Raw genomic sequence first — 25,328 nt, forward strand, 5'->3', positions numbered from 1 at the left:
AGGTTCGAAGCGCTGCCTGATTGCGCGTATAATCGCCTCAATTTCCTTGATCATAACGCCCGGGCCTGCCGACAACCTGCATGAGTGCATCTGCCAGTATTACCGTCACCGATATCGACCGCCTGCTGCCTCAGACCCAATGTGGCAAATGCGGCCATCCCGGCTGTCGCCCCTATGCTGAAGCCATCCTGGAGGGCGAGGCCATCAATCGCTGCCCACCCGGCGGTGATGCGACGGTAGTCCAGCTCGCTACTCTCCTGAAGCGCCCGACGCTGCCACTGGAGATGGATGCCGAATCACCGAAAGCTGCCGTCATTCGCGAAGAGGAATGTATCGGCTGCACCAAGTGCATCAAGGCCTGTCCGGTGGATGCCATTCTGGGCGCCGCCAAACAGATGCACACTGTCATTGAAGCGGAATGCACCGGCTGTGAACTGTGTGTGGCGCCCTGTCCGGTCGACTGCATCGATATCATCGCGCATCCCGGCTGGCAGGCGGCCCATATCGAAAACGACCAGGACCTCTGGCTGGCTCGACGCGCCGAGCAGGGTCGCCGACGCTTTGAACACCGAAATGCCCGTCTCGAGCGGCAGCGTCAGGAGAAGGAAGCCCGCCGGCGCGCGCGCATGCAGGCCCGTCGAGAGCCTGTCGAACCGGCTGCACAGACCGGGCAGGTCGCCTCTACCAGCACGCCGTCGACGCCGCCTCCTGCGGCAGGAAACACGCGTCCTCCTGCGGCAGGAAACACGCGTGCACGCAAGGCCGCCCTGAGTGCCACCATCCGTCGGCTGGAGAAGCGTCTGGCCGCAGCGCCCGATGATGCCGACACCCAGAGTGCGTTACAGCACGCTCGTCAACAGATGGCAAACCTTCAAACGCAGAGCGAGGCGATAGCGGACTCGACCAGCACGGCCGATCATGCCCCTACGAGCTCGCTGAACTCCCTGCGCATTGCCCGGTCGGCGGCCAAACAGCGGCTGGCACTGGCCAACCGACAGCTGGCTCATGCAAGACGTCAGGGCGGACCGGAAGATATTGCCGCGGCGCAGACCCTGGTCGAGCGCGCCGAGAAAACCTGGCAGGACGCCTGTCAGGCGCTGGATAACGCCGAGCGTCACTAACGGCGTTCTCGCCCTTTCCCTTTATTCTTTCGATCAGTTGCCATGAACAACGAAAAACGCCGCGAAATCTTTCGCCGCCTGCAAAAGGCCAATCCCGAGCCCACCACCGAGCTTGCCTGGTCTTCACCCTTTGAGCTGCTGGTGGCGGTCGCCCTGTCTGCCCAGTCCACAGATGTGGGCGTCAACAAGGCCACGGCGCGGCTCTTCCCCATCGCCAACACCCCGCAGGCCATCGTGGCGCTGGGTCTGGACGGCGTGAAGGAGGTCATCAAAACGCTGGGGTTATATAACAACAAGGCCAAGAATCTGGTGGCCATGTGCGAACTGCTGATACGCGATCACGACGGCGAAGTGCCCCGCACTCGCGAAGGGCTTGAAGCCCTGCCGGGCGTGGGGCGAAAGACCGCCAACGTGATTCTCAATACGGCCTTTAATGAACCCACCATTGCGGTAGACACCCATATCTTTCGCGTCTCCAATCGAACGAATCTCGCCCCGGGCAAGAACGTCGATCAGGTCGAGCAGAAGCTTTTGAAAGTGGTGCCGCGCGACTACAAGCGCGACGCCCATCACTGGCTGATCCTGCACGGGCGCTACACCTGTGTGGCACGCAAGCCGCGCTGTGGCAGCTGCTTGATCGAGGATCTGTGCGAGTACAGGGACAAGGTCGAGCTGGCGTAATCCAGCACTACTTCGTGGACTGCAGTCGTGCCTGGTAGCGTGGCCTCATCTGCGGCCACGCCCAGGAGCTGATGTCCGGCGATGCCGGACGAGAATCGGGTGACATCAGCCACTGCTCAAGACGTGTGATCAATGCCTGCCGGCTACCGTCATAGCGATACGCCCGGGCATAGTACTCGGGAAAACACAGTCGCTCCGGCACCAGCGGCACACAGCCATGCTGCACCGCCTCCATCACGGCCAGGCCCTGAAACTCGTGCCAGGCCGTCGACACCACGATACCGCCCTTTCCCAGCTCTTCGAGATAGCGCTCACGTGTCTGATGGCCCCAACAGGTAATATGCCGGGCCAGACGAGACCGGGCATGGTCAAAAACCTCGGGACGATGCCGAAAGACCTGTCCCATTACGACCAGCTCAAATTCAAGACCTGAACCGGACAGCACCTCAAGGGCGGTGAAGAAGTCTTCAGGATTCTTGTCGTATTCCCAGCGGTGATTCCAGAGGATACGGGCCGGCGTTCCTTGACCAGATGATGGCGCCTGAGCCAGCGGCCACAGCGGCACGGGCAGAACCTCCGAATGAGTTTTCAGCGCCTCAAGTCGCGATGGGGCGACCCGCTCGGGCATTTTCTTCAAAAAGGCCGCCACGCCATCAAAAAAACTGTCCCGGTTCCACTGGCTGTTGAACAGCACTCGATCCGCGGCCAGTGCGCTGTAAAGATTGACCATAAGCGGTTCGAGCCGGCGCGTTTGCTGATCTCCCAACGGATAGGCGAACTGATTTTCATGGAAATAAACCACGCGAAAGGCACACCCCAGATGCGGATAGAGTCCGATGAGCGTAGCGAGGTCCACCAGCGAGGTCGCCACGACCAGATCAAAGGACTGCGACAGCGTGGCGTCATGCTCGCTCATGAAGCTCAGAGGGTTGCCACGCACGCGCCACTGAAAATGACGCGGCGCCAGCTCGATCAGGGTCCAGTCGATGGCCTCAAGGTGGGCCATCAGACCACGTGCCCAGTAGCGATGGCTGTCGGCGGCATAAGCCGACAGTAACAGTGCCTTCATGACAGGCCCCTCAGGACAAAAGGGCTATTGTAGAGTGCCATTCAGCCTGCGGGGCGATATTGACCCCGCAGGCGCTAGATATTGAACTCGACCTGATCTCCCGACAGCGCCTGCCAGGCGGCAGCACAGGTGAAGAAAACGCGCGGATGGTGGTCGCTCATGAAAGCGGTATGACGAAGTTGATCGCGCACCGGACCCCGCAGCTCGGCCAGATGCAGCGCAACGCCCTGCTGTTTCAGGCGCTCATCCAGCGTTTCCAGGGCGTGCAACGCCGCACCGTCGATATGAGTCACACTGCTGAGCACCAGCACCATGTCGGTAATCTGGTCTCGATCAAACAGATGCTCATTGATCCAGCGCTCCAGTGCGCCCATGTTGGCAAAGTGCAGATTGGCATCCGGCCGCACCATCATCAGGTGTGGCAGGCGCTCGACCTCAAAACGCTCGCAGTTGCGAAAGCCGCCATCGGGCAACTGGCCGATCTCGGCGATATGTGGCCGGCTCGCACGGGCCAGCAGCAGCGCCAGTGCAATGCCGACACCGGCCAGCAGCCCCTGCATGACCCCCAGCAGCAGTACGCCGGCAAAAGCGGCCAGCCAGGCCAGGCCATCAGCGCGCGAATAGCGCCATGCCTTCAAAAGTGGGCTCGGGTCCACCAGAGGGACAGCGGCCTGAATGACAATGGCGGCCAGTACGGCCTGTGGCAACGGGGCAAACAAGGAGGTCGCAAATAGCAGTACCCCTGTCAGGGCCAGGGCAGCAAACAGAGAGGACAGGGGCGTTTTAGATCCGGCCTGATCGTTGACCACGGCGCGTCCCAGCCCGCTGGTGACCGGAAAACCGCGGGTCAGGGCCGCCAGCAGATTGGCCGCGCCCAGCACCCAGAGCTCGCGCTGCGGATAAAGACGCTCACGATGTTTGGCAGCGAGGGTCTGGGCCACCGAAATGGCGCTAACGTAATTGATCAGCGCAATCCCGAGTGCAGGCAGCCACAGCGCCTGCATGGCACTAAAGGAAAGCGTGGGCAATGTGGGCGGTGGCAGTCCGGCCGGAATCTGTCCGACCTGTGCCAGTGCGCCGGGCCACAGCGGCACCAATACCAATGCTAGAACCAAAACGATCAGCGGACCGGTCTTGCCCAGTACCGTGGCGGCTGCCTCTGGTAGCCCCAAACGGTGTAGCAGCGCCGATAGCCCACGCCGCATGGCCAGTAACAGCACCATGGCACCGCCACCAAACAGCACGGCGCCCGGCGTCACCTCGTCCAGCGAGCCGGCAAGGGCTAAAAGACGCTCGATGGCATTGCCGGAAGCGGCATTGATGCCCAGCAGATCGCTGGCCTGAGACAGCACGATCATCAGTGCCGAGGCGGTAGTGAATCCCTGCATGACACTGGGACTGACAAAATCGATCAGGCGCCCCAGCCGGCAGACATGAATCAGCAGTAGCCAGCCCCCTACCAGAGCCGCCAGCAATGCCGCATGACCGGCAAAGGAAGATAACGGTATACCCGTATTGCGCAGCGTTTCACCGACCAGCAGCGAGGTCAGCGCCATGGGGCCCATGGCGATCACGCGACTGGTGCCAAAAAGGGCATACAGCACCAGTGGCGCCAGTGCCGTATAAAGCCCTGCCTGGGCCGGTAGCCCGGCAAGCGTCGCATAGGCCATACCCTGCGGGACCAGCAGCGCCGCCGTAATCAATCCTGCAATCAGATCGCTGAAGCGATCCCCGCTTGAAAGCTGGCGCCAGCGCGCGATGGCCGGTAACAGCGCGGGACCTCCGGTATCGGACCTGCTCATCACGACTCCCTGAACTCACGAGACGGGCAATGGACTGCTTCAGACCGGGCGATGGGTATCTTCAAACAGTCGATCGCCCTGCTCATCGATGTAGCGCTCGGCCTTGGTGCGCGTCATATCGATACAGCTGTCGCGATCGGGCAGCACATCGGAGCGCTCAAAGCGCAGTTCCTGGACCTCGCCGTCTTCACGCGCGCGTCGGATCAGACCGCTGATACGATACTGCCCGCCCGCCGGAGCCGGTGTGATGACGATCTCACATCCCTTGTACTCAACGGTATCGGCCACCTCACGGTGTGGCTCACCAGCACTTGCGCTGCTGCCGGAGCCGCGCAGCGCATCGAAGAGTTTTTTCAGCATATCCACTCCTGAGGATGGTGGTGTCGATGCGCCCGCCGCGCATGATCGCTCTCAGTCTGACACAAAAGGGGCCGCTGAAAAGCGGCCCCTCCGTGACGCGACAACGGTCGTTTAGTCGTCGAGACGACCCCTTTTCGCTGCGATACGCAGACGCAGGGCATTGAGCTTGATAAAGCCCTCGGCATCCTTCTGGTCGTAGGCACCGGCATCGTCTTCAAAGGTGGCGATCGAGGCATCGAACAGCGAATCTTCCGACTCACGGCCCACCACGATGACGTTGCCCTTGTAGAGTTTGAGACGCACCACACCGTTAACGCAGCCCTGAGACTGATCGATCGCGGCCTGCAGCATCTTGCGTTCCGGGCTCCACCAGTAGCCGTTGTAAATCAGCTCGGCGTACTTGGGCATCAGCTCATCTTTCAGGTGTGCGGACTCGCGATCCAGCGTGATCGACTCGATCGCGCGATGGGCACGCAGCATGATGGTGCCACCGGGTGTTTCATAGCAGCCACGGGACTTCATGCCCACATAGCGGTTTTCAACGATGTCCAGACGACCGACGCCGTTTTCGCCACCGATCCTGTTCAGATAAGAGAGGACGTCATGCGGCTTCATGGCCTGGCCATCGATGGCGACGATATCGCCACGCTCAAAGGTCAGGTCGATGTAGGTGGCCTGATCCGGTGCGGCTTCGGGGCTGACACTCCAGCGCCACATCTCTTCTTCGGCTTCGGTCCAGGGATCTTCCAGCACGCCGCCTTCATAGGAGATGTGCAGCAGATTGGCGTCCATCGAATAGGGGGATTTCTTCTTGTTCTTGGCGAAATCGACCGGAATATTGCGCTCTTCGCAATAGTTCATCAGCTTTTCGCGGGAGTTGAGGTCCCACTCACGCCACGGTGCGATGACCCTCACACCGGGCTTGAGCGCGTAGGCACCCAACTCGAAACGCACCTGGTCGTTGCCCTTGCCGGTGGCGCCGTGTGCGATGGCATCCGCACCGGTTTCGTTGGCAATTTCGATCAGGCGACGAGCGATCAGTGGACGGGCGATCGAGGTGCCCAGCAGGTACTCGCCTTCGTAGATGGTATTGGCACGAAACATCGGGAACACATAGTCACGCACGAAGGTTTCGCGCAGGTCTTCGATGTAAATTTCCTTCACACCCAGCGCCTGTGCCTTGGCACGTGCAGGCTCGACCTCTTCTCCCTGACCCAGGTCAGCCGTGAAGGTCACGACCTCACAGTCGTAGGTATCCTTGAGCCACTGGACGATCACGGAGGTATCGAGTCCTCCGGAATAGGCCAGGACAACCTTTTTTACATCGGACATACCGGCTCCTTAAGGCGTAGTCATGCTTTGTGTGTATCGTGAGTATATCGTCACCGGATCGCGGCGAACACCGCGTCACGTGTGATGGATGGGATTGACAGCAAGCACAATGCTACACTGCGACCCTGCAAACCGAATCCATCTTCCGACCAGAAGGCTTCCTGTGCCGGTCACCATATCTGCGGGCCCTGCCCGGTTATACGCGTTCTCGATTCCCATGGCGTCTTCTGTTGTCTGTGACAGGAGAGCACGACGATGAACGATATTGTTCCGAAACTCATGTCCGGTCGCTTTCGAGGCTTTCTGCCCGTCGTGGTCGATCTGGAAACCGGTGGTTTCAATGCGCGCACTGATGCGCTGCTTGAAATTGCGGCCGTCACGCTGACCATGGACGAACAGGGGCATCTGCTCCCGGATGAGACCTTCTCGTTTCATATCGAGCCGTTCGAGGGCGCCAACGTCGAACAGTCGGCACTCGACTTTACCGGCATTCGTCTGGATAGTCCGCTTCGCCAGAACGCCGCCCTCAAGGAAAAGGAAGCGCTTGAGGAGATATTCAAACCGATTCGCAAGGCGCTCAAGTCTCATCAGTGCAATCGCGCCATTCTGGTCGGCCACAATGCCGCCTTTGATCACGGTTTTCTCAATGCCGCCGTCGAACGCGCCGGCATCAAGCGCAACCCCTTCCACCCCTTCTCGAGCTTTGACACTGCAACGCTTTCGGGGCTGGTCTACGGGCAGACCGTGCTGGCACGCGCCTGCCGCGCCGCGGGGATTCCGTTTGACAGTCAGGAGGCACATTCGGCGCGCTATGACACCGAGCGCACCGCCGAGCTTTTCTGTGCCATCGTCAACCGCTTCAAGGATCTGGGCGGCTGGGATCTGGCGCTGCGTGAGCAGAGCATGGACGGCGACTGATCATTGGGTCTCGACTGCCAACATTAAAAAACCCGCCTCCATGGAGGCGGGTTTTTCGTGTCAATCACTGACCGAATCAGGCGTTATCGCCTTCCTGCGGCGCGGCATTGGCAGCCGCTTCCTTGATCATCGGGGCCAGCTCGCCGTTTTGATACATCTCGACGATGATGTCACAGCCGCCGACCAGCTCGCCGTTGATCCACAGCTGCGGGAAGGTCGGCCAGTTGGCGTATTTGGGCAGCTCGGCACGGATGTCCGGGTTATCCAGAATGTTGACGAAGGCAAAGCGCTCGCCACAGCCCATCAGTGCCTGTACGGCCTGAGCGGAAAATCCGCACTGCGGCATCTGCGGTGAACCCTTCATGTAAAGCAGAATGCTGTTTTCGCTGATCTGCTGCTTGATGGTATCAAGTGTTTCGCTCATATCCGGTCTCCAGGAGGGGGCTTGAAGCGCCCATGAATGTCTGGCCTCAGTGTACGCGGACATGGGGGCTAAATCAGCCCGGATCAAGGCATTGCAGTACAGGAAGTTGCGTGCCCAAAAGGCTCTGGTTAGGATGAACGGGGTCGATGTCGAGCAGTAACGCCCGCATTACGCCATCGACCATGGCAATATCTCAAAGCGCCGCCAGCTATCGTGCGGCGCTTTTTCGTTGGTTTTTTCAACAGGGCGCGGCATCAAGGCATCCTCATTTTCGAGCGTCATGCCCGGTGTGACGCTCTGAGACGTTTCAATCACCGTAACGTTATGCCCACACAGGAGCATCGAGACATGGCCCTTCGCCACTTTCTTACCCTGATGGATCTGTCACCTCAGGAACTGGCCTATCTCATTGATCGTTCGATCACCATCAAGCGTGAGCTGGCCGACAACGGTCCGGTTTACACGCCGCTGAAAAATCGAACGCTGGCCATGATTTTCGAAAAATCCTCCACCCGGACCCGTGTCTCCTTTGAAACCGGCATGACTCAGTTTGGCGGTCATGCGCTGTTTTTGTCGCCGCGTGACAGCCAGCTTGGTCGCGGTGAACCGGTCGGTGATACTGCTCGCGTCCTTTCCGAAATGGTCGATGCAGTCATGATTCGTACCTTTTCACACGAAAGCATCGAATCATTTGCCGATGCCAGCTCGATTCCGGTCATCAACGCGCTTTCCGATGACTATCATCCCTGCCAGCTGCTGGCCGACATGCAGACCTGGATCGAATGTCGCGGGCCGGTCAAGGGCAAGACGGCCGTGTGGGTGGGCGATGGCAATAACATGTGTCACTCCTGGATCAATGCTGCTCGACAGTTTGATTTCCATCTGCGCATTGCCTGCCCGGAAGGCTTCGAACCCGATCAGGACATTCTTGAAGCGGCCGGTTCACGCGTCGAAATCTATCGTGATCCGCAAGCGGCAGTAAAAGGCGCCCACCTGATCACCACCGATGTCTGGGCTTCCATGGGTCAGGAAGAAGAACAGGCTGCGCGCATGAAGGCTTTCAGCGGCTTTCAGGTTAACGAAGCCATGCTGGACGCCGCCGATGACGACGTCATGTTCCTCCACTGCCTGCCCGCCCACCGCGGTGAAGAGGTCAGCGAGACCCTGCTGGATGACCCGCGCGCCTTCGTCTGGCAGGAAGCGGGTAATCGACTCCATGCTCAAAAGGCGCTATTGGAGTTTCTGATGGTCGGCCGCGTCGACGGATGACCTCATGCGACGTCATCGCCCGGGCGATGACGTCGATGCTGTTCTGAATATCTTCTACTCATTCCGCCTGGCTCTGCCCACCCTCCGCGTCTTGCCCATCGAACGCCTCATCTTCGGTGAGCTGTTCATCGCTCGCCGACAGCGCCATGTTCTCCCATAGCCTGCGGACACTTTCCCGATCAGTGTTCATTCGCCGTCGCAGCTGTTCGTAGTCCGTCAGCAATGAGATGAGGTCCTGATTGGTACGGATGTTGGCGATCTCCTGCGGTGCCGGCAGGGGCTGGGTCAGATAACGGGGCATGGGCGGCGGTGGCACCATCACCGGTACTGTCTGAGGCGGCGAGCTGGCGCAGCCATTGATGTACCCCGTCAGGCACAGCGTGATCAGCCCATTTCTTTGATGTCTGGTCATCATTGATTATCCTTTCCAGCTGTTGTCGTTTGCCGGCCAGTGCCTGCTGATTGGCCTCGAGTTGCTGTTCGCGACGGGCCCCCACCTCGGCCAGATGCTCGGCATGGGCCTGCCAGGCACGCGCTACCAGCTGCTGGCGCTGCGCAAGCTCATGAGCACTTCGAGCATCCTCCTGAGCACTGGAAAGCGCCTGCCGCCACTGATCCAGCCGATAGGTAAAGCCCCAAAGACCACCAAGCAAAAGCACAATGGCTACCAGTGCGATCAGCACCCGGGCGGGAATTCTGCCGAAGAACCCCCAGAGTACGTTCCACATGGACACCTCCTGTTTGAGTATGGGGTGTAGCGTTTATTGCTCAGGATAATAATTATCCCTTGTGGATAATTATTGCGCTGAAAAACGAGGCGGGCAAGCTAAAACTGTATATGAATACAGTTTATTTTTGACGAAATCGCTTTTTTATAATGGAAGGACAGGATGACCACAGGCGATGAGCTGGTCGTGGCGCTCGAAGAGCTGCCTGATAATGCCGACGTCGGCACGCTGTTTCATTTGCGCCTTGAGCGCGAAACGGGCGTACAGGTGAGCTGTGCACTGCTGGTAAGAGAGGTCGGTCCTACGGAAGCCCTGTGCGAGATTCTTGCTGTCGAGTCACCTGAGGACACCACCACCACGAGATGATCCGTGTCTGATGCCAGTTCTCACGCCGAACTAAAGCGGTGGCAAACGGTGCCGATAAGAGAGCCATACGGGCAGCCGGTGCTGCCTGACAAGGCTACGAGCAGGAGCGACCTATGCTGGCGACCGGAACAAAAGCATGGATTCCCATCGAATTAATGCCGCCGGATCTTCATCCCGGCGATGAGTGCCACATGATGTCGAGTGTCGTGGCAGAAAACAGGGGCAGCGGCAACGATGTCCACTATTACTACCGGGTCAGAATTACCGGTCTTGTGCCCGAGGCGGCAGAGTGCGTGATTATTGAGACACTCTCCCCCGAGGCTGCCGAAGCCATCGTTGGCTGAGGCGCCATCCGCTGCTTGAGCAGCGGTAATCCACTCGACGCAGGAGAAGGCTTATGGATGTGAGCGTAAATGGCATGGTGAATGCTTCAATGGCGCTGCAGCAGCATCAGCTCACCAGCGAGATACAGACCAGCGTTTTGAAAAAATCACTGGATGGCCAGGCCGATCAGATGGCACAGCTCATGTCGTCCGTCGATACGATGCCAAAGCTTGCTACGGAAGGTCTGGTAGGCACGCGCATCAACACTACTGCCTGACTGCAATGGGCGTAGGCACTCTAATGCAAAGGCATCACCTTCACGGGTGGTGCCTTTGATCGTCTGTACGCAGGCAACATGCTCTCTATCCGACCGGCCGCCTGCTGCGTTAACTCCATTTGACCATCCAACAGACAGTCCATGCGGACTCGGGACGGTTTATGCAGGCCATGAACCATCATGATTCGCAGGATAAAAGCAGACACAAAAAAGCCGCTTCAGAAGTACTGAAGCGGCTTTTTCGATGATGTTTTTGGTGGAGCCTAGCGGGATCGAACCGCTGACCTCAACACTGCCAGTGTTGCGCTCTCCCAGCTGAGCTAAGGCCCCGAACCGGTGCGTAATTTACGACACAGGAATGTCTGCGTCAACACTTTTCCACGATGAGAGATTGCAACAAGACGTACGCTCCCCCATCAGCCCTCACAAACCACGTCAAATCACCTCACTGGAACAGCCGCTGACAGGGATACCACGGTCTTTTCGGGGATATCTGTTAAAATGAGGGCATTATGACTTGCGGAGACCATCATGAACGATGAGGTGATCACGGCGTTCGATCCACGCCAGTTTCTCAAAACGGTCACCGAGTCACCGGGCGTCTATCGCATGCTCGATGAACACGAGAATGTTCTCTACGTCGGCAAGGCCAAACGTCTCAAGGCGCGTCTTTCGAGCTATTTCCGCAATACCGGGCTCAACGCCAAGACACAGGCACTGGTCAGCCGCATCCGGGACATTCAGGTGACCGTGACCCGCAGCGAAACCGAAGCGCTTTTGCTTGAGCAGACCCTGATCAAACAGCAGCGCCCGCCCTATAACATCCTGCTGCGTGACGACAAGTCCTATCCCTATATCTTTGCCAGCGACCGTCATCCCTACCCCGCACTGGAACTCCGACGTGTGCGTCAAAAGCGCGGCGACGGTCGCTATTTCGGTCCGTTCACCAGCTCGGGCGCCGTGCGGGAAAGCCTGTCCTTGATGCAAAAAATCTTTCGCATTCGCAATTGCGAGGACTCGGTCTTTGCTCATCGAAGCCGACCCTGTCTGCAGTATCAGATTGATCGCTGTACGGCACCGTGCGTGGGCTACATCAGCCAGGAAGACTATCAGCGCGATCTCGACCACGCGTTGATGTGCATGGAAGGCAAGAGCGATCAGGTCACTCAAAAGCTCTATACCGACATGGAAGCAGCAGCAAAGGAACTCCAGTTCGAACAGGCGGCCTTTCTGCGTGACCAGGTCCAACAGCTGCGTCGTCTACAAAGCCAGCAGTCGGTGGATACGGCCGGCGGCGATGCCGATGTCTTCGCACTCGCCGAGCGCCCCGGCGGACTGTGTGTCAGTGTGCTAATCATTCGTCAGGGGCGCGTGCTCGGCTCGCGTCATCATATGCCCGACAACGGTCTGGACCTGAGTCTGGAAGCGCTACTTGGCAGCTTTGTCAGTCAGTACTATCTGGGCCAGAGCAACGAGATGCCCACCGAGGTGCTGACCTCGCATGCTCTTGAGGATCAGGACATTCTGCAGGACGCTCTTTCCGAACATGCCGAGCGCCGGATACGCATTGCCCATCAGGTGCGCGGCCATCGTGCCCAGTGGCTGGAGCTGGCACAGACCAACGCCGATCAGCACTTGGCCACAAAGCTTGCCAGCCGCCAGCAGCTCAACGCACGCTTCAAGGCACTGGCCGAGGCCCTTGATCTGGAAGAGACGCCTCATCGACTGGAGTGCTTTGACATCAGTCACAGCAGCGGCGAAGCCACGGTGGCCTCCTGCGTGGTATTTGACCAGAGTGGCCCCATCAAGTCCGACTACCGCCGCTTCAACATTGAAGGGGTGGCTGCCGGCGATGACTACGCCGCCATGCGTCAGGCCCTCACACGGCGCTACAAGCGCATCCAGAACGGTGACGTGGCACGCCCCGACATCCTGATCGTGGATGGCGGCAAGGGTCAGCTCAACATGGCGCGTGAAGTGTTCGAGGAACAGGGCGTCTTTGACATCGTGTTGCTGGGCGTGGCCAAGGGTACCACTCGAAAGCCGGGGCTCGAGACGCTTTTTATCGACACCGTCGAGCGCAGCCTGTCGCTGGAAAGTTCCTCCGGCGCACTGCATCTGATCCAGCATATCCGCGATGAAGCGCACCGCTTCGCCATCACCGGGCATCGTCAACAACGTGACAAGGCCCGACGTTCGTCTACCCTTCAGGAGATTCCCGGTATCGGACCCAAAAGACGCCGGGAATTACTGCGTCATTTTGGTGGTCTGCAGGGCATTCGCAACGCTTCCCGGGATGATCTTGCCCGAGTGCCGGGCATCAATGCACAACTTGCTACACAGATTCATCAGGCACTGCATGGCTGATGGCGCCCTCAGGCGTTAGAATCCCCACTCTTGCAGGTATGTTTCACCCCCGGTCAGGACCGATAGTGCCATGAGCATCCCCAATATCTTGACGCTGACAAGAATCGTACTCATACCGCTTCTGGTCATCGTGTTCTATCTTCCGACCGGCTGGAGCAATCCTCTGGCGGCCCTGATCTTCACCATTGCCTCCGTGACCGACTGGTTTGACGGCTACCTGGCGCGCCGCTGGAATCAGAGCACGCCATTTGGGGCCTTTCTGGACCCGGTGGCCGACAAGCTGATGGTCGCCGTGGCGCTGGGCGTGCTCATCGAGTTCTACAGCGATGCGATTCTGACACTGCCGGCCCTGGTCATCATTGGCCGAGAGATCGTGATTTCGGCACTGCGGGAGTGGATGGCCGAGCTTGGCAAACGTGCCAGCGTCTCGGTCTCCAGCATCGGCAAGTACAAGACCGCCTTCCAGATGATCTCGATCATTTTGCTGCTGGGCTTTGCTCCCGGCACGCTATTGGCACAGATCGGCTTTTTGCTGCTGTACCTGGCGGCCACTCTGACGCTCTGGTCGATGTACAAGTATCTGCGTGCTGCATGGCCGGAACTGACGCGCTCCATGTGAGCGTAACGTGTGACTCAGGTGCGATTTTTACCGGGTTTTGTTTGACACCTCCCTGTCACATCGGTATATTTCGCACCCGTTGAGCGGGAATAGCTCAGTGGTAGAGCATCGCCTTGCCAAGGCGAGGGTCGGGAGTTCGAATCTCCTTTCCCGCTCCATCCCTTACGGGATCAACGGACAGGTCAATGAGTAACGCCATCTCGTTTTCCGCACCGTTTTGAGGCTGGATGGCAGAGTGGTTATGCAGCGGACTGCAACTCCGTGTACGCCGGTTCGATTCCGACTCCAGCCTCCATCTCCCTTCTGCCTGACTCACGGCCGTATCAAATGGCCTCAAGCAGATTAGCCGTCGACTCCTCGCCCGGATGGCGGAACAGGTAGACGCAAGGGACTTAAAATCCCTCGACCGCAAGGTCGTGCCGGTTCGATCCCGGCTCCGGGCACCAATCATTTCAGCAGAATCAGTACTCTCCCCCGCTTTTATATCTCTTTCGGGTTTTGCCTTTTCTATAAATTGAATCCTTTTGATGCCTCCAACATCCGGCATTGAAAACGCACGTCCATACCCTGTGCTTATCCAGATGCGATCGCCGGGTATTTTCCGCGCAAGCCGGAAAATCATGTGCTTGACTGACTCTGTCTTTCAACGCTCGGAGCATACCCGATGACCACCACATATCACCTCAGCTGCGACTGCGGCAATACCACCCTTACCGCGCACGGTGCACCTGAAGCAACACTTTACTGCCATTGTGGCAGCTGTCGCGCCCTGTATGGCACGGTCATGCTGGCAGGCACCGCCTGGCGTGACGATCGAGTCGAGCCACCAGCGTCCGATCAGGTCATTGACTACAGGATGAGCGATCGTGATATGCGCCGCTTTGTCTGCAAAACGTGTGGCGTTACGGTCTATGGGCGTCACAGACCGGGCATGCCGGTCATTCCGCATTCTCTGTTTCGCAAGGCCAATGGCGGTGAGCTCCCGGCCGAGCTCGCCCCGACCCTGCATCTGTTTTATCGTGACCGCGTGCTGGATGTCGCTGATGATCTGCCCAAATCAGAAGGCGGAGAACTGATGGGAATGTAACCCTTGCCGCTTCAGACAACATGCAGGGGTCTTTTGATGCAGGATGGAAGGTGGCTCGGCAGGGGATCATAAAATGACCTCACCCCTGCCCTGGTATATCGAATGGTCCAGCAGTTCCTTTCTATATCAATGAGCATCATTTGAATCAGGATGCATTTGAATATCGGGCCATAAATCAAACCTTCAATGATCCTTATAAGAGCCGCCACGCTTTAGGCATGGAACAGGAAAGGACCCGATCGATTATTTATCGTCAGAAGGAAGCTTGCGATCTGATGTGACCGACCACATTCTGCTCAGGCTTACACCTTCGGCAAAGTGATGGATCAGCGCCATGAGTGAATGTGCCATCAGGTAAACCCAGACAAGGCTGGCCAGCAGCTTGTGAGCTTTGATCACCCATTCGACAAATCCGAGCCGTGTGTCGGCAAGGAAAAAATAGAGGGTGCCACTGGCAGCCATTGCGGTCATGAGCAACAACCCCAGCCCGTGAACCATGGCGGCAAGCGGAGAAGCTTCTCTATAAGGAGGAAGACGTCCCTTGCCGAGAGCGGCCAATGTCATCCTGATGTCCTGCCAAAGCGCCTGACGTCGTGCGCGGCTGAACCAGGGCAGAAGCATGCCCGGATCGCCCCCCCTGTACGCACCACAGCGACGATCCAGAATAATGTGACGAGCACCATGGCCGTGAGGCCACTAAAGCTGTGTACCTGGAAGAATGGATCCCCTGCCCGACCGGCATGCATGACAAGGCTGGTTGAGAGCTGAATGATGACGGCGATGGCCAGTCCTGCATGAACCAATCGTGTGGCGAGAGAGTGTCGAGTAACGGCATGGTCAGTGGTCATATTGACTCCATTCAGATAAGCCTTCGTTCAGACAGTCCCGACACGAGCTCAATCGCTTTTTCACCGGATCATTCCTTGAAGCGGCGACCGACACCGGCGAATGGATAAATGGACCCATCCATATACAAGTGCTTCTCTCCGGAATGACATTGGCACAACATTGGAGCGATATAGACCGCCGCCTCTCACCGTTTCAATTCAAAGCGGTTGGCAAAAGGCCTTTCATTTATCCAACTGATAATCTTTGCGGATTCACGACTGTGACGTCGATGCCCCCCTTTTTATTCTTTTTGACTGCACACTCGAGTCGTCTTCAGGAACAGTTCAGCGATGGTACATCGTTTAAAACGACGGTAGCTTAAGCAGGCATTTAATCTTTAAATTTTTTCAAACCGTGATAAACGCCTCTCGTTTTGCCTTTTTATCCCGCCTTTTGCTGGGTTGCATGGCTACTCGGCCATCATGAATGACACCTCTTGTGCCCCACTGTATTCAGGGGATCTCAACGGGGGTTGCTCTCCTGACGATCACTGACACTTCTGACTTAAGTCGTCCTCTTTAGGCCTTTCCTGCAATTGACAGCCTGCCCGGCCCCGACATAGTTTCAATGCGTGACGTTGTGTCGTGACGTTACATCCATGAGGCCGATCCATCGTCGGTCGCTTGGCGACAGCCGGCCTATCCGGCCGGTCACACCAACAATATACAAAAGACGTGCTCATGACCCAGACAACTCCGCGCCGGCTGATGCTGGCAGGTGGCCTGCTGCTGGCAGCCACCGGTACTGCCCATGCCAAGACCCTCGTATATTGCTCCGAAGCCAGCCCGGAAGGCTTCAACCCGCAGCACTACACTGCCGGGACGACCTTCGATGCTTCCTCGCGCACCATTTACAATCGACTGGTCGAGTTCAAGTCAGGCACAACCGAAATCAAGCCGGCGCTGGCCGAATCCTGGGAGGTCTCCGATGACGGCAAGACCTATACCTTCCACCTGCGTCCGGGCGTCAAGTTCCAGACCACCGACTACTTCACGCCCTCACGTGAATTCAACGCTGATGACGTGCTCTATTCGTTCAATCGCCAGCTGGAAGACGATCATCCCTGGCACGGGGTCGGCAGCGGTTATGAATATTTCGAAGGCATGGGCATGCCGGATCTGATCGACAGTGTCGAAAAGGTTGATGAGCATACCGTGCGCTTTCACCTGAGCCGCGCCTCGGCGCCGTTTCTCTCCGATATGGCCATGGATTTTGCCTCGATCCTGTCTGCCGAATACGCCGACAAGCTGATGAAGGAAGGCCACCCGGAACGCATGAATCAGCAACCGCTGGGAACCGGGCCCTTCCAGTTCGCCGGCTTCCAGCGTGATGCCTATATCCGTTACCTGGCACACCCGGACTACTGGGACGGTAAATCACCGCTCGACCGGCTGGTCTTTTCCATTACGCCTGACGCCTCGGTGCGCTTCCAGAAGCTTCAGGCCAACGAATGCCAGGTCATGGTCTTCCCCAATCCGGCCGACCTGGAGGCCATGCGCAACGACCCCAACATCAATCTGGAATCGGCTGAAGGGCTGAACGTGGGCTATCTCTCCTTCCAGACCGAAAAGCCGCCCTTCGATGATCCGAAGGTGCGTCGCGCACTGTCGATGGCCGTGGACCGTGATGCCATCATCGAGTCGGTATATCAGGGTGCCGGCGAAAAGGCTAAAAACCCGATTCCGCCAACGCTCTGGGGCTATGACGAGAACGTCAAGGAAATCCCCTATGACCCCGAGCAGGCCAAAAAACTGCTCAAGGAAGCCGGCGTTGAGAACCTGAAGACCCAGCTTTGGGCCATGCCGGTACAGCGTCCCTATAACCCCAACGCGCGGCGCATGGCTGAAATCATTCAGTCAGACTGGCGCAAGGTGGGCGTTGATGCCGAAATCGTCTCCTACGAGTGGGGCGAGTATCTGCGTCGCGCCTCTGAGGGCGAGGCCCTGACCGGCCTGTTTGGCTGGACCGGTGACAACGGCGATCCGGACAACTTCCTCAATACGCTGCTGTCGTGTAACGCCGCACGCGATGGCTCCAACTACGCCAAGTGGTGTAATCCGGAGTACGACGACATCATCCGTCAGGCGGCTACCGAGACCGATCAGGAGAAGCGTGCAGAACTCTATGTACAGGCACAGGAGATCTTTCGTGACCAGCTGCCCTGGCTGCCGATTGCCCACTCGATCGTCTACGATCCGGTCCGCAGCAACGTCACCGGCTATCAGGTACAGCCCACCGGCTCCCATATCTTCTATGGGGTAGATATCAAGGAATAGACCCTCTGACGTAGGATATGACCCCGCTCTGACGAGCGGGGTTTTTCATGCCTTGCAGACAGGTGCCCATGACACGAACGACTACTGAACTCTCCAGGCTGCGTCCACTGGGCGATGGCCCGCGGACCGTGGCGCTCATTGCCCCTGCCGGCGCTGTTTTACCCGAGCGCATCGAGGCTACCTGCACGCTGCTCAGGCAAATGGGCTATAGCCCACATCTCATGCCCAACGCCCGGGCGCGACATCGCTATCTGGCCGGCACCGTCGAGGAGCGTCTGGCGGATTTCCATGCTGCCTTTCATCTGCCGAACGCGGCTGCGGTGTGGTGCCTGCGTGGGGGCTATGGCTGCGCCCAGCTGATCGATCATATTGACTGGGACAGGCTCCCGGACGTGCCGCTGGTGGGCTATTCCGACATCAGTGTGTTGCTGAGTGCCTTCCACGCCCGTGGGCGCAGGGCCCTTCATGCACCGGTGGCCACCGAACTGGCACTGCTTGAACAGGCCCTGGGGCCAGCGCACAAGGCCCGGGCCGAGTCCATGGCCAGCATCGCATCGGTACTCAATGGCTGCAGTGGCCACATGAATGCAACATACGTGGCGGGCCCAGCCACGCCCGTGGAAGGCGCACTCGTTGGTGGCAATCTCACAACGCTTGCCAGCGTCGCCGGCACTGCCGGGGCATTGCATGTACCAGAGGGCGCGATCCTGATGCTGGAGGACGTGGGGGAACGGCTTTACCGTCTGGAACGCAGCCTGTGCCAGCTGCTGGACAGCCTTGAGCCGTCCCGGTTGAGCGCCGTCTGTCTGGGCAGTTTCACGGACTGTGATACCGGTGACAGCAGTGTCGAGGCGATGGTGCAGGAGTGGCTGGCCCCGCACGATATCCCGCTCTATCACCAGGTGCCTTTCGGCCACGGCGAACACAATCAGGCATGGCCGGTCGGTCAGATGGCAAGACTGAGCAGCGCCGGACTTGACTGGCACGCCTGCTGAAAGGACCCGGCTGACGAAATCGGATTGCCTGTCCATGCGCCGTTACGGGCATGGACAGGATCAGCGCAATCCCCTAGGGTCTATCCCTTACTGCATCGCAGCCTACAAGGCATCCACGCTGCAGCAACAATAACAAGCAGGAATACATGACCATGACCACTACCCTCTCGACTCGCCGTCTCTACAAGGCTCGTCTCACCCTTCGCGCCACTTGCCAGGCCGGCCCTGCATATCGTTCCGATTCCGGCTAGACCGTATCTCGCTCTTCAGGCATGACTCCGGCGCGAAGATCACACCGCCTGGTTTCATTGTCTGCCCATTCCTGCTGATCAATACGCTCTGGCCGACAGGCCATGTCGACGTACTGCCGGCAGGCACGGATCACACGTTCGCGGTGGCGGAAACCCCTATGTTGAGCTTTGTCTTTCGCAAACTTTTAATGCTGATCCCGACGCTGATCGGTATCACGCTGGTGACCTTCACACTGGTGCATCTCATTCCCGGCGACCCGGTGGCCATCATGGCCGGCGAGCGCGGCATTTCACCCGAGCGCCATGCTCAGGTCATGGCCGAGCTGGGCCTTGATCGCCCACTGTGGGAACAGTACCTGAGCTTTCTGGGCAATCTGGCCCAGGGCGATCTGGGCCACTCCCTGATCAGCAGCAATCCGGTCCTCGATGAGTTCCTGTCGCTGTTCCCGGCCACGCTCGAGCTTGGTTTTTGCGCCATGCTGCTGTCCGTAGCCCTGGGCATTCCACTGGGCGTCATTGCCGGCATCAAGCGTGGTTCTATCATCGACCACACCGTCATGGGCACCTCGCTGACCGGCTACTCGATGCCGATTTTCTGGTGGGGCCTGCTTCTGATCATTCTTTTTTCAGGGATTCTGGGCTGGACGCCGGTCTCGGGAAGACTCTCCTCGAACTACTGGATCGAAACCCCCACCGGTTTCATGCTGATCGATACCCTGCTCTCCGGCGAGCCCGGGGCCTTCGTTGATGCTCTGCGGCACCTGATTCTCCCCACGATCGTGCTGGCCACCATCCCGCTGGCCGTGATTGCCCGCATGACCCGCTCCTCGATTCTTGAAGTACTGGGCGAGGATTATATCCGTACCGCTCGGGCCAAGGGGCTTTCTCCCTGGCGGATCATCGCCATTCACGCCCTGCGCAATGCCATGATTCCGGTCACCACGGTCATCGGGCTACAGATCGGGTTGCTCTTTTCCGGCGCCATCCTCACTGAAACCATCTTTTCCTGGCCCGGCATCGGCAAATGGCTGATCGATGCCGTCGGACGGCGCGACTACCCCTCGCTGCAGGGCGGCATTTTGCTGATCGCCCTGATTGTCATGGTGGTCAATCTGATCGTTGATCTGCTCTACGGGCTGATCAATCCACGCATTCGCAACAGTCGCTGAGCCCGGAGGCCACACATGACACAGGTTACCCCTCAGCCGCCGGCCGCCGTGCCAGAGATCGACGAGGACACACAGACGGAGCGCACACCACAGCGTCCGTCCCCGCTGCGTGACGTCTGGCGCAGTTTCCGCCGCAACCGTGCCGCTCTGGTCGGCATGATCATTATTGCGCTGATCATCGTGATTGCCTGCCTGGCCAACGTGGTCGCGCCCTACTCGCCGGTCGCGCAGTTTCGTGACAGCGTCCTGACCCCGCCCTTCTGGCAGGACGGCGGCTCCCTGCGCTTTGTACTGGGCACCGACGATCTGGGCCGAGACATCCTCAGCCGCCTGATCCATGGCGCCAGACTCTCCATGACCATCGGCGTCATCGTGGTCTCGCTGTCGCTGGGCATCGGCGTGCTGCTTGGCCTTCTGGCCGGCTTTCTGCGTGGCTGGGTCGACACCGTCATCATGCGATTGATGGACATCATGCTGTCGATTCCGAGCCTTCTGCTGGCCGTCGTCGTGGTTGCCGTACTCGGGCCGGGGCTTTTTAACGCCATGCTGGCCATTGCGGTGGTCTATCTGCCCCACTACGTGCGCCTGACGCGCAGTTCGGTGATTACCGAGCGCGAACGTGAATATGTCATGGCCTCACGTCTGGCCGGGGCCGGCATGTTCCGGCTGATGTTCATTACCATCCTGCCCAACTGCCTGGCCCCGCTGATCGTGCAGGCCACACTCAGCTTTTCCAACGCCGTGCTCGATGCCGCCGCACTGGGCTTTCTGGGCCTGGGCGCCCAACCACCAACGCCGGAATGGGGCAGCATGCTGGCCGATGCTCGTCAGTATGTTCTACAGGCCTGGTGGGTGGTGACCTTCCCGGGGCTTGCGGTGCTGATCACGGTACTGGCCTTCAACATCATGGGCGATGGCCTGCGTGATGCCCTCGATCCGCGCCTCAAGCGCTGATGACGGCAACGAGCGCACCGATACGACAACAACGACAAACATCGACCATTTCAAAACAGGAGAGCGCCATGGCGCTTCTGGACATTGAACAGCTCAGCGTATCCTTCGATACGGATGAAGGGACCTTCCCGGCGGTATCGGATCTAAGTCTCAGGCTGGAAGAAGGCGAAGTCCTGGGGATCGTTGGGGAATCCGGCTCCGGCAAGAGTGTGACCATGCTGGCGATGATGGGCCTGTTGCCCTTCAACGCCCGGGTCGAGGCCAGCCGGTTTCATTTCGCCGGGCAGGACATGCAGACCCTGAGCGACCGTGCTCGACGACGCCTGACCGGCAACGATATTGCCATGATCTTTCAGGAGCCGAGCACCAGTCTCAACCCAAGCTTTACCATCGGCTTCCAACTGCTGGAAGCCATCAAGGCCCATGAAGGCGGTAGTCGCCGCCAGCGACGCGAACGCGCCATCGAACTGCTCGATCAGGTCGGCATTCCGGCACCAGGCAAGCGGCTGAGCGATTATCCACACCAGCTTTCGGGCGGCATGAATCAGCGTGTGATGATTGCCATGGCCATTGCCTGCAACCCGCGGCTTTTAATCGCCGATGAGCCGACCACGGCACTGGATGTCACCATCCAGGCGCAGATCCTGGACCTTTTGCTCAGGCTTCAGGAAGAGCGTGGCATGGGAATGATCCTGATCACTCATGATATGGGCGTGGTGGCCGGCGCCGCCAAACGCGTGGCCGTCATGTACGCCGGCCAGCTGATGGAAACCGGCACCAGTCACGATGTCTTTCGCGAGCCGGGACACCCCTACACCAGCGCACTGCTCAACGCGCTGCCGGAACGTCATCCGGGTACGGCGCGTCTGCCGACCATCCCCGGGGTCGTACCCGGCATCGGTGACCGGCCACAGGGCTGTCTTTTTCACCCCCGCTGCGCCCATGCCCAAAAGGACTGCCGCGCCAGCCGACCGTCGCTTGAAGCCATCCATGCCGAAACCGGTCTCGGCACACGTCACGTGCGCTGCTATCACCCACTGAATGAAGAGGATCTGGAGACCATGTCATGAGCCGACCCGACATTCCTGATGCCCCCCTGCTCGACGCGCCCCTGATGGAGGCGCGCGACCTCGTTCAGACCTATCAGGTGCGCCAGGGATTTCTGCGCCGTGCCGAACTCCACGCCGTACGGGGCGTCAGCTTCACTCTTCACGGCGGTGAAACCCTGGCCGTGGTGGGCGAATCCGGCTGTGGCAAATCCACGCTTGCTCGCATGCTGACCCTGGTTGAGCCCCCGTCATCAGGAGAGCTCAGGGTTGGTGGGCGGGATGCTGCCCATCCTGACGCGCAGACTCTGGCTGCCCTGCGCCGTGACGTGCAGATGGTGTTTCAAAATCCCTACGGCTCTCTCAACCCGCGCAAACGCATCGGCACCATTCTCGAAGAACCCCTGGTCATTAATACCTCGACACCGGCCGAGGAGCGTCAGCGGATGGCCCGCGACATGCTTGCGCGTGTCGGGTTGCGCCCTGAGCACTATGACCGCTACCCGCACATGTTTTCCGGCGGACAGCGCCAGCGCATCGCTGTGGCACGCGCCCTGATGCTGCGACCCCGCGTGCTGGTGCTGGATGAACCCGTCTCGGCTCTGGATGTCTCGGTGCAGGCTCAGGTGCTCAACCTGCTCAACGACCTGCAGCAGGAGTTCGGGCTGGCCTATCTGTTCATCTCGCATGACCTGAGCGTGGTTCGCCACGTTGCCGATAACGTCATGGTGATGTATCTGGGCCGGCCGGTAGAAGTGGGCTCGCGCGAGGCGCTGTTCGAAACGCCGCGCCACCCTTATACCCAGGCACTGCTGTCGGCGACGCCATCAGTCAACCCTGATGAGCGACGACACCGTATCGCGCTCAGCGGCGAGCTACCTTCACCACTGTCGCCGCCATCCGGCTGCGCCTTTCACCGCCGCTGTCCGCACGCAAGATCCGAGTGCGCCGATAAGCGCCCGGAGCTTCGCGACGTCGAAGGCGCCCAGGTGGCCTGCCACTTTGCCGAAGAACTCATGGAACAACGCGTCAGCGGCGCGGCATGAAACTCACCGGGGCGACATAACGTCGCCCCGGTGATGCGTAAAACAGGATTATTACTCGAGTTTTCGGATTCTTCGACGATAAGATAGGGACACTCTCTCTTTCAGTCCGGCGCTCCATGGCACGCATACGCTTTCGCGATCCCTATTTCAATTACCGTTACCGTCACTATCTCTACACGCTGCGTGCCACCATCGCGCTCAGTGTCACCTTTGCCATTATTTCGCTTTTCAACATTCCTCACAGCATCTGGGCGCCGGTCAGCACGCTGATGGTCATGGGCAACCTGCCTCATGTCGGGGGTGTACTGGACAAGGGCGGGCAGCGTCTGATCGGGACGGCGCTGGGCGGTCTGCTCGGCGTTGCCCTGCTGCTGATTCCCTCGGCGCCACCGGGCACCATTCAGGTGCTGACGCTGGCCGCCATTGCCGTCGCCCTGCACGCGACCTTCACTTCACGCTATGGCTATAGCGTTTTGATGTTCGGCATCACGATTCTGATGGTGACCGGCGATGGCAATCAGGATCTGACCATCGCCCTGTGGCGCGCCTTTGACGTGTTGCTGGGCACCAGCATCGGGATTCTGATCACGATCATTGTGCTGCCTCAAAAGGCCACGGATCTTTTTCGCTTCATGCTGGCCGATAACCTCGACCGGCTGGCCAGCCTCTATTACGCCCATACTCTGGCGACCGAAGCCGATCACGATCAGGCGCTGGAAGAGATGAAAAAGACCACTACGCAGCTGATCAAGCAGCGCGCACTGGTCGACGCCGTTCACAAGGAAGGGAGGCTGCGCCGCGGCGAGCTCAACAGCCTGCTGTCACTGGAACGCCGCATGATTTCAACCGTCGAGCTGTTGCTGGAAACCCACTGGGATACCCGCAACGGTCACGACATCATTGAAAGTCTGGAAGGGTTACGCGCCGAGCAACAACAGCTGGCACGGTCACTGTCGATGCTGGCCCATCAGGTGCGCACCGGTCAGCAAATCGACATGAACATTGCAGCGCTCGATCTACAGCGCTACGTCAATCGGGCCTTTTCCGGACGCTCCTCTTCGGGACGCGCCCTGTTCAGCCCGAGTGGCTACCTATGGCTCAACCGTGAGCTGGCCCGCCAGGCACGCGCCCTGGTCGGTTATCTGGGCAACATTCAGCGCTTGCCCAGCTCGCGACTGAGAAAACGCGCCAGTCGGCATCATCTGGTGGGCGGCCGGCGCCTGAGCGATGAACGCCCCGACAGTGCTCAGCCCTGAGAACCACCGTTCGCCTTACCGGATGTAGACAGGCTCAAAAGCGACCGGCGCAGTCGTCGAAACTGCTCGGGCGGCAGCGAGTCATACCAGAGCGCGTAACGACGCCGATCGATGCGAACCTCACACAGCAGTGGCCCGAGTCGTGACACTTCAAGCGTCACGCCCTGCCACTGCCCCTGGTGATACTGCTCCCACTGTCCACTACCGGTCATGCGCAGCGGACGTGGCACCTCACCTGCCTGACGCCATCCCAGGATACCCAGCACAGCAAATACCACACCGGCCCAGATCACCGACAGCCAGAGTGCGCAGGCCAGTGCGATGGCACCGCCAAGCAGACCATAAAGTCCAAGGGCGACTCTAGAGCGGCCGAACGTCACTGGTGTGAGTGCTTTCGGCATAATCCACAATCCTTGTGATGATGGGCGTCAGTGCCGGATCATCGGGCAGTTCACGACGCATCAGCCACAGGAAAAGATCCTGATCCTCACAGGCCAGCAGCGTCTGATAGGCATACTGATCTTCATCACTGAGCCCATCGAAGCAATTCTCGATAAAGGGTACCAGCATGAGATCCAGCTCCCACATGCCACGACGGGAATGCCAGTAAAGACGCTTGCGCGCCGTGGCATCAAAGGCTTGTTGTTCGCTCACATCAATCTCCTGTCAGATGGCGGTTGCCGCCGGCCCATTATACGCAGCC

The 25,328-nt window shown here is 59.1% G+C and carries 27 protein-coding genes and 4 tRNA genes; 20 read left to right on the plus strand and 11 right to left on the minus strand.

Annotated elements, in window-relative coordinates; all coding sequences use genetic code 11:
- The first annotated feature begins 80 nt into the window (after positions 1-80).
- A complete protein-coding gene (locus tag B9H00_RS04165; protein WP_086899607.1) occupies positions 81-1,121 on the plus strand; it encodes an RnfABCDGE type electron transport complex subunit B in 1,041 nt (346 codons plus the stop codon).
- A 42-nt stretch (positions 1,122-1,163) separates the two neighbouring features.
- Positions 1,164-1,802, plus strand: coding sequence for an endonuclease III (gene nth, locus B9H00_RS04170; RefSeq protein ID WP_086899608.1), 639 nt, complete (start codon positions 1,164-1,166; stop codon positions 1,800-1,802).
- Positions 1,803-1,809: 7 nt separating this feature from the next.
- Here nth and B9H00_RS04175 read toward each other — a convergent pair whose 3' ends face one another.
- The 4 genes from B9H00_RS04175 to B9H00_RS04190 all read right to left on the minus strand — a co-directional run bounded on the left by B9H00_RS04175 (position 1,810) and on the right by B9H00_RS04190 (position 6,365).
- Positions 1,810-2,871 carry a tRNA-queuosine alpha-mannosyltransferase domain-containing protein gene (locus B9H00_RS04175; RefSeq protein WP_086899609.1) on the minus strand — a complete coding sequence of 354 codons (1,062 nt, stop codon included), beginning with the start codon at positions 2,869-2,871 and terminating at the stop codon, positions 1,810-1,812.
- A 74-nt stretch (positions 2,872-2,945) separates the two neighbouring features.
- Positions 2,946-4,673 (minus strand): SulP family inorganic anion transporter, encoded by a 1,728-nt coding sequence (locus B9H00_RS04180; protein WP_086899610.1) that lies wholly within the window; start codon positions 4,671-4,673, stop codon positions 2,946-2,948.
- Between the two features lie 39 nt (positions 4,674-4,712).
- On the minus strand, positions 4,713-5,033 hold the full coding sequence (locus B9H00_RS04185) for an HlyU family transcriptional regulator (protein ID WP_086899611.1): 321 nt from the start codon (positions 5,031-5,033) through the stop codon (positions 4,713-4,715).
- Between the two features lie 111 nt (positions 5,034-5,144).
- A complete protein-coding gene (locus B9H00_RS04190; RefSeq protein ID WP_086899612.1) occupies positions 5,145-6,365 on the minus strand; it encodes an argininosuccinate synthase in 1,221 nt (406 codons plus the stop codon).
- A 255-nt stretch (positions 6,366-6,620) separates the two neighbouring features.
- On the opposite strand from B9H00_RS04190, the gene rnt reads away from it, so the two are divergent.
- Positions 6,621-7,283: a ribonuclease T gene (rnt, locus tag B9H00_RS04195; RefSeq protein WP_086899613.1), complete on the plus strand. Its 663-nt coding sequence runs from the start codon at positions 6,621-6,623 to the stop codon at positions 7,281-7,283.
- Between the two features lie 76 nt (positions 7,284-7,359).
- Here rnt and grxD read toward each other — a convergent pair whose 3' ends face one another.
- A complete protein-coding gene (gene grxD / locus B9H00_RS04200) occupies positions 7,360-7,707 on the minus strand; it encodes a Grx4 family monothiol glutaredoxin (protein ID WP_086622134.1) in 348 nt (115 codons plus the stop codon).
- A 348-nt stretch (positions 7,708-8,055) separates the two neighbouring features.
- Between grxD and argF the strand changes: the two genes are divergently transcribed.
- Entirely contained in the window at positions 8,056-8,976 is a 921-nt protein-coding gene (argF, locus tag B9H00_RS04205) for an ornithine carbamoyltransferase (RefSeq protein WP_086899614.1), read from the plus strand.
- Between the two features lie 179 nt (positions 8,977-9,155).
- Here argF and B9H00_RS16740 read toward each other — a convergent pair whose 3' ends face one another.
- Entirely contained in the window at positions 9,156-9,704 is a 549-nt protein-coding gene (locus tag B9H00_RS16740) for a hypothetical protein (protein WP_147376538.1), read from the minus strand.
- 162 nt (positions 9,705-9,866) lie between these two features.
- Here B9H00_RS16740 and B9H00_RS04220 point away from each other — a divergent pair, with 162 nt between their 5' ends.
- The 3 genes from B9H00_RS04220 to B9H00_RS04230 all read left to right on the plus strand — a co-directional run bounded on the left by B9H00_RS04220 (position 9,867) and on the right by B9H00_RS04230 (position 10,671).
- Entirely contained in the window at positions 9,867-10,070 is a 204-nt protein-coding gene (locus tag B9H00_RS04220; RefSeq protein ID WP_086899617.1) for a hypothetical protein, read from the plus strand.
- Positions 10,071-10,183: 113 nt separating this feature from the next.
- Entirely contained in the window at positions 10,184-10,414 is a 231-nt protein-coding gene (locus tag B9H00_RS04225) for a hypothetical protein (RefSeq protein WP_086622130.1), read from the plus strand.
- 53 nt (positions 10,415-10,467) lie between these two features.
- A complete protein-coding gene (locus B9H00_RS04230) occupies positions 10,468-10,671 on the plus strand; it encodes a putative motility protein (RefSeq protein ID WP_086622129.1) in 204 nt (67 codons plus the stop codon).
- Between the two features lie 254 nt (positions 10,672-10,925).
- Here the strand turns inward: B9H00_RS04230 and B9H00_RS04235 are convergent.
- A tRNA-Ala gene (locus B9H00_RS04235) sits at positions 10,926-11,001 on the minus strand.
- 201 nt (positions 11,002-11,202) lie between these two features.
- Here B9H00_RS04235 and uvrC point away from each other — a divergent pair.
- From uvrC to B9H00_RS04265, 6 genes are all read left to right on the plus strand, one after another.
- Positions 11,203-13,038 (plus strand): excinuclease ABC subunit UvrC, encoded by a 1,836-nt coding sequence (uvrC, locus tag B9H00_RS04240; RefSeq protein ID WP_086899618.1) that lies wholly within the window; start codon positions 11,203-11,205, stop codon positions 13,036-13,038.
- Between the two features lie 70 nt (positions 13,039-13,108).
- Complete coding sequence (gene pgsA, locus B9H00_RS04245; RefSeq protein ID WP_086899619.1) at positions 13,109-13,657, plus strand: CDP-diacylglycerol--glycerol-3-phosphate 3-phosphatidyltransferase; 549 nt, start codon at positions 13,109-13,111, stop codon at positions 13,655-13,657.
- A gap of 83 nt (positions 13,658-13,740) precedes the next feature.
- Positions 13,741-13,815, plus strand: a tRNA-Gly gene (locus tag B9H00_RS04250).
- Between the two features lie 63 nt (positions 13,816-13,878).
- A tRNA-Cys gene (locus B9H00_RS04255) sits at positions 13,879-13,952 on the plus strand.
- 64 nt (positions 13,953-14,016) lie between these two features.
- Positions 14,017-14,103: transfer RNA gene (locus B9H00_RS04260), tRNA-Leu, on the plus strand.
- Positions 14,104-14,321: 218 nt separating this feature from the next.
- The gene (locus B9H00_RS04265) at positions 14,322-14,744 is read left to right on the plus strand and encodes a GFA family protein (RefSeq protein WP_086899620.1); all 423 of its coding nucleotides are present in this window, start codon (positions 14,322-14,324) and stop codon (positions 14,742-14,744) included.
- Between the two features lie 243 nt (positions 14,745-14,987).
- Here B9H00_RS04265 and B9H00_RS16895 read toward each other — a convergent pair whose 3' ends face one another.
- Together B9H00_RS16895 and B9H00_RS17185 are read right to left on the minus strand one after the other, a co-directional pair.
- Entirely contained in the window at positions 14,988-15,365 is a 378-nt protein-coding gene (locus tag B9H00_RS16895) for a cytochrome b/b6 domain-containing protein (protein WP_211329563.1), read from the minus strand.
- Complete coding sequence (locus B9H00_RS17185) at positions 15,305-15,592, minus strand: cytochrome b/b6 domain-containing protein (protein WP_211329564.1); 288 nt, start codon at positions 15,590-15,592, stop codon at positions 15,305-15,307. The genes B9H00_RS16895 and B9H00_RS17185 overlap by 61 nt, the downstream gene beginning before the upstream one ends.
- A gap of 720 nt (positions 15,593-16,312) precedes the next feature.
- Between B9H00_RS17185 and B9H00_RS04275 the strand changes: the two genes are divergently transcribed.
- From B9H00_RS04275 to B9H00_RS04305, 7 genes are all read left to right on the plus strand, one after another.
- Positions 16,313-17,908, plus strand: a complete 1,596-nt coding sequence (locus tag B9H00_RS04275) for an ABC transporter substrate-binding protein (protein WP_120211684.1) — start codon at positions 16,313-16,315, stop codon at positions 17,906-17,908.
- 68 nt (positions 17,909-17,976) lie between these two features.
- Entirely contained in the window at positions 17,977-18,903 is a 927-nt protein-coding gene (locus B9H00_RS04280; protein WP_086899621.1) for a S66 peptidase family protein, read from the plus strand.
- Positions 18,904-19,312: 409 nt separating this feature from the next.
- Entirely contained in the window at positions 19,313-20,323 is a 1,011-nt protein-coding gene (locus B9H00_RS04285; protein WP_086899622.1) for an ABC transporter permease subunit, read from the plus strand.
- A gap of 15 nt (positions 20,324-20,338) precedes the next feature.
- Positions 20,339-21,277: an ABC transporter permease subunit gene (locus B9H00_RS04290; protein WP_086899623.1), complete on the plus strand. Its 939-nt coding sequence runs from the start codon at positions 20,339-20,341 to the stop codon at positions 21,275-21,277.
- Between the two features lie 68 nt (positions 21,278-21,345).
- Positions 21,346-22,347 carry an ABC transporter ATP-binding protein gene (locus B9H00_RS04295; RefSeq protein WP_086622120.1) on the plus strand — a complete coding sequence of 334 codons (1,002 nt, stop codon included), beginning with the start codon at positions 21,346-21,348 and terminating at the stop codon, positions 22,345-22,347.
- A complete protein-coding gene (locus tag B9H00_RS04300; RefSeq protein ID WP_086899624.1) occupies positions 22,344-23,369 on the plus strand; it encodes a dipeptide ABC transporter ATP-binding protein in 1,026 nt (341 codons plus the stop codon). The genes B9H00_RS04295 and B9H00_RS04300 overlap by 4 nt, the downstream gene beginning before the upstream one ends.
- A 116-nt stretch (positions 23,370-23,485) precedes the next feature.
- Positions 23,486-24,625 (plus strand): FUSC family protein, encoded by a 1,140-nt coding sequence (locus B9H00_RS04305; protein WP_086899625.1) that lies wholly within the window; start codon positions 23,486-23,488, stop codon positions 24,623-24,625.
- Here B9H00_RS04305 and B9H00_RS04310 read toward each other — a convergent pair.
- Both B9H00_RS04310 and B9H00_RS04315 read right to left on the minus strand, forming a co-directional pair.
- Complete coding sequence (locus tag B9H00_RS04310) at positions 24,616-25,026, minus strand: hypothetical protein (protein ID WP_147376539.1); 411 nt, start codon at positions 25,024-25,026, stop codon at positions 24,616-24,618. The genes B9H00_RS04305 and B9H00_RS04310 overlap by 10 nt on opposite strands.
- The gene (locus B9H00_RS04315) at positions 24,986-25,279 is read right to left on the minus strand and encodes an FAD assembly factor SdhE (protein ID WP_086899627.1); all 294 of its coding nucleotides are present in this window, start codon (positions 25,277-25,279) and stop codon (positions 24,986-24,988) included. Before B9H00_RS04315 ends, B9H00_RS04310 begins: the two co-directional genes overlap by 41 nt.
- Positions 25,280-25,328 lie beyond the last annotated feature (49 nt).

Origin of the sequence: Kushneria marisflavi (assembly GCF_002157205.1) — a bacterium.
Taxonomy (GTDB): Bacteria; Pseudomonadota; Gammaproteobacteria; order Pseudomonadales; family Halomonadaceae; genus Kushneria; species Kushneria marisflavi.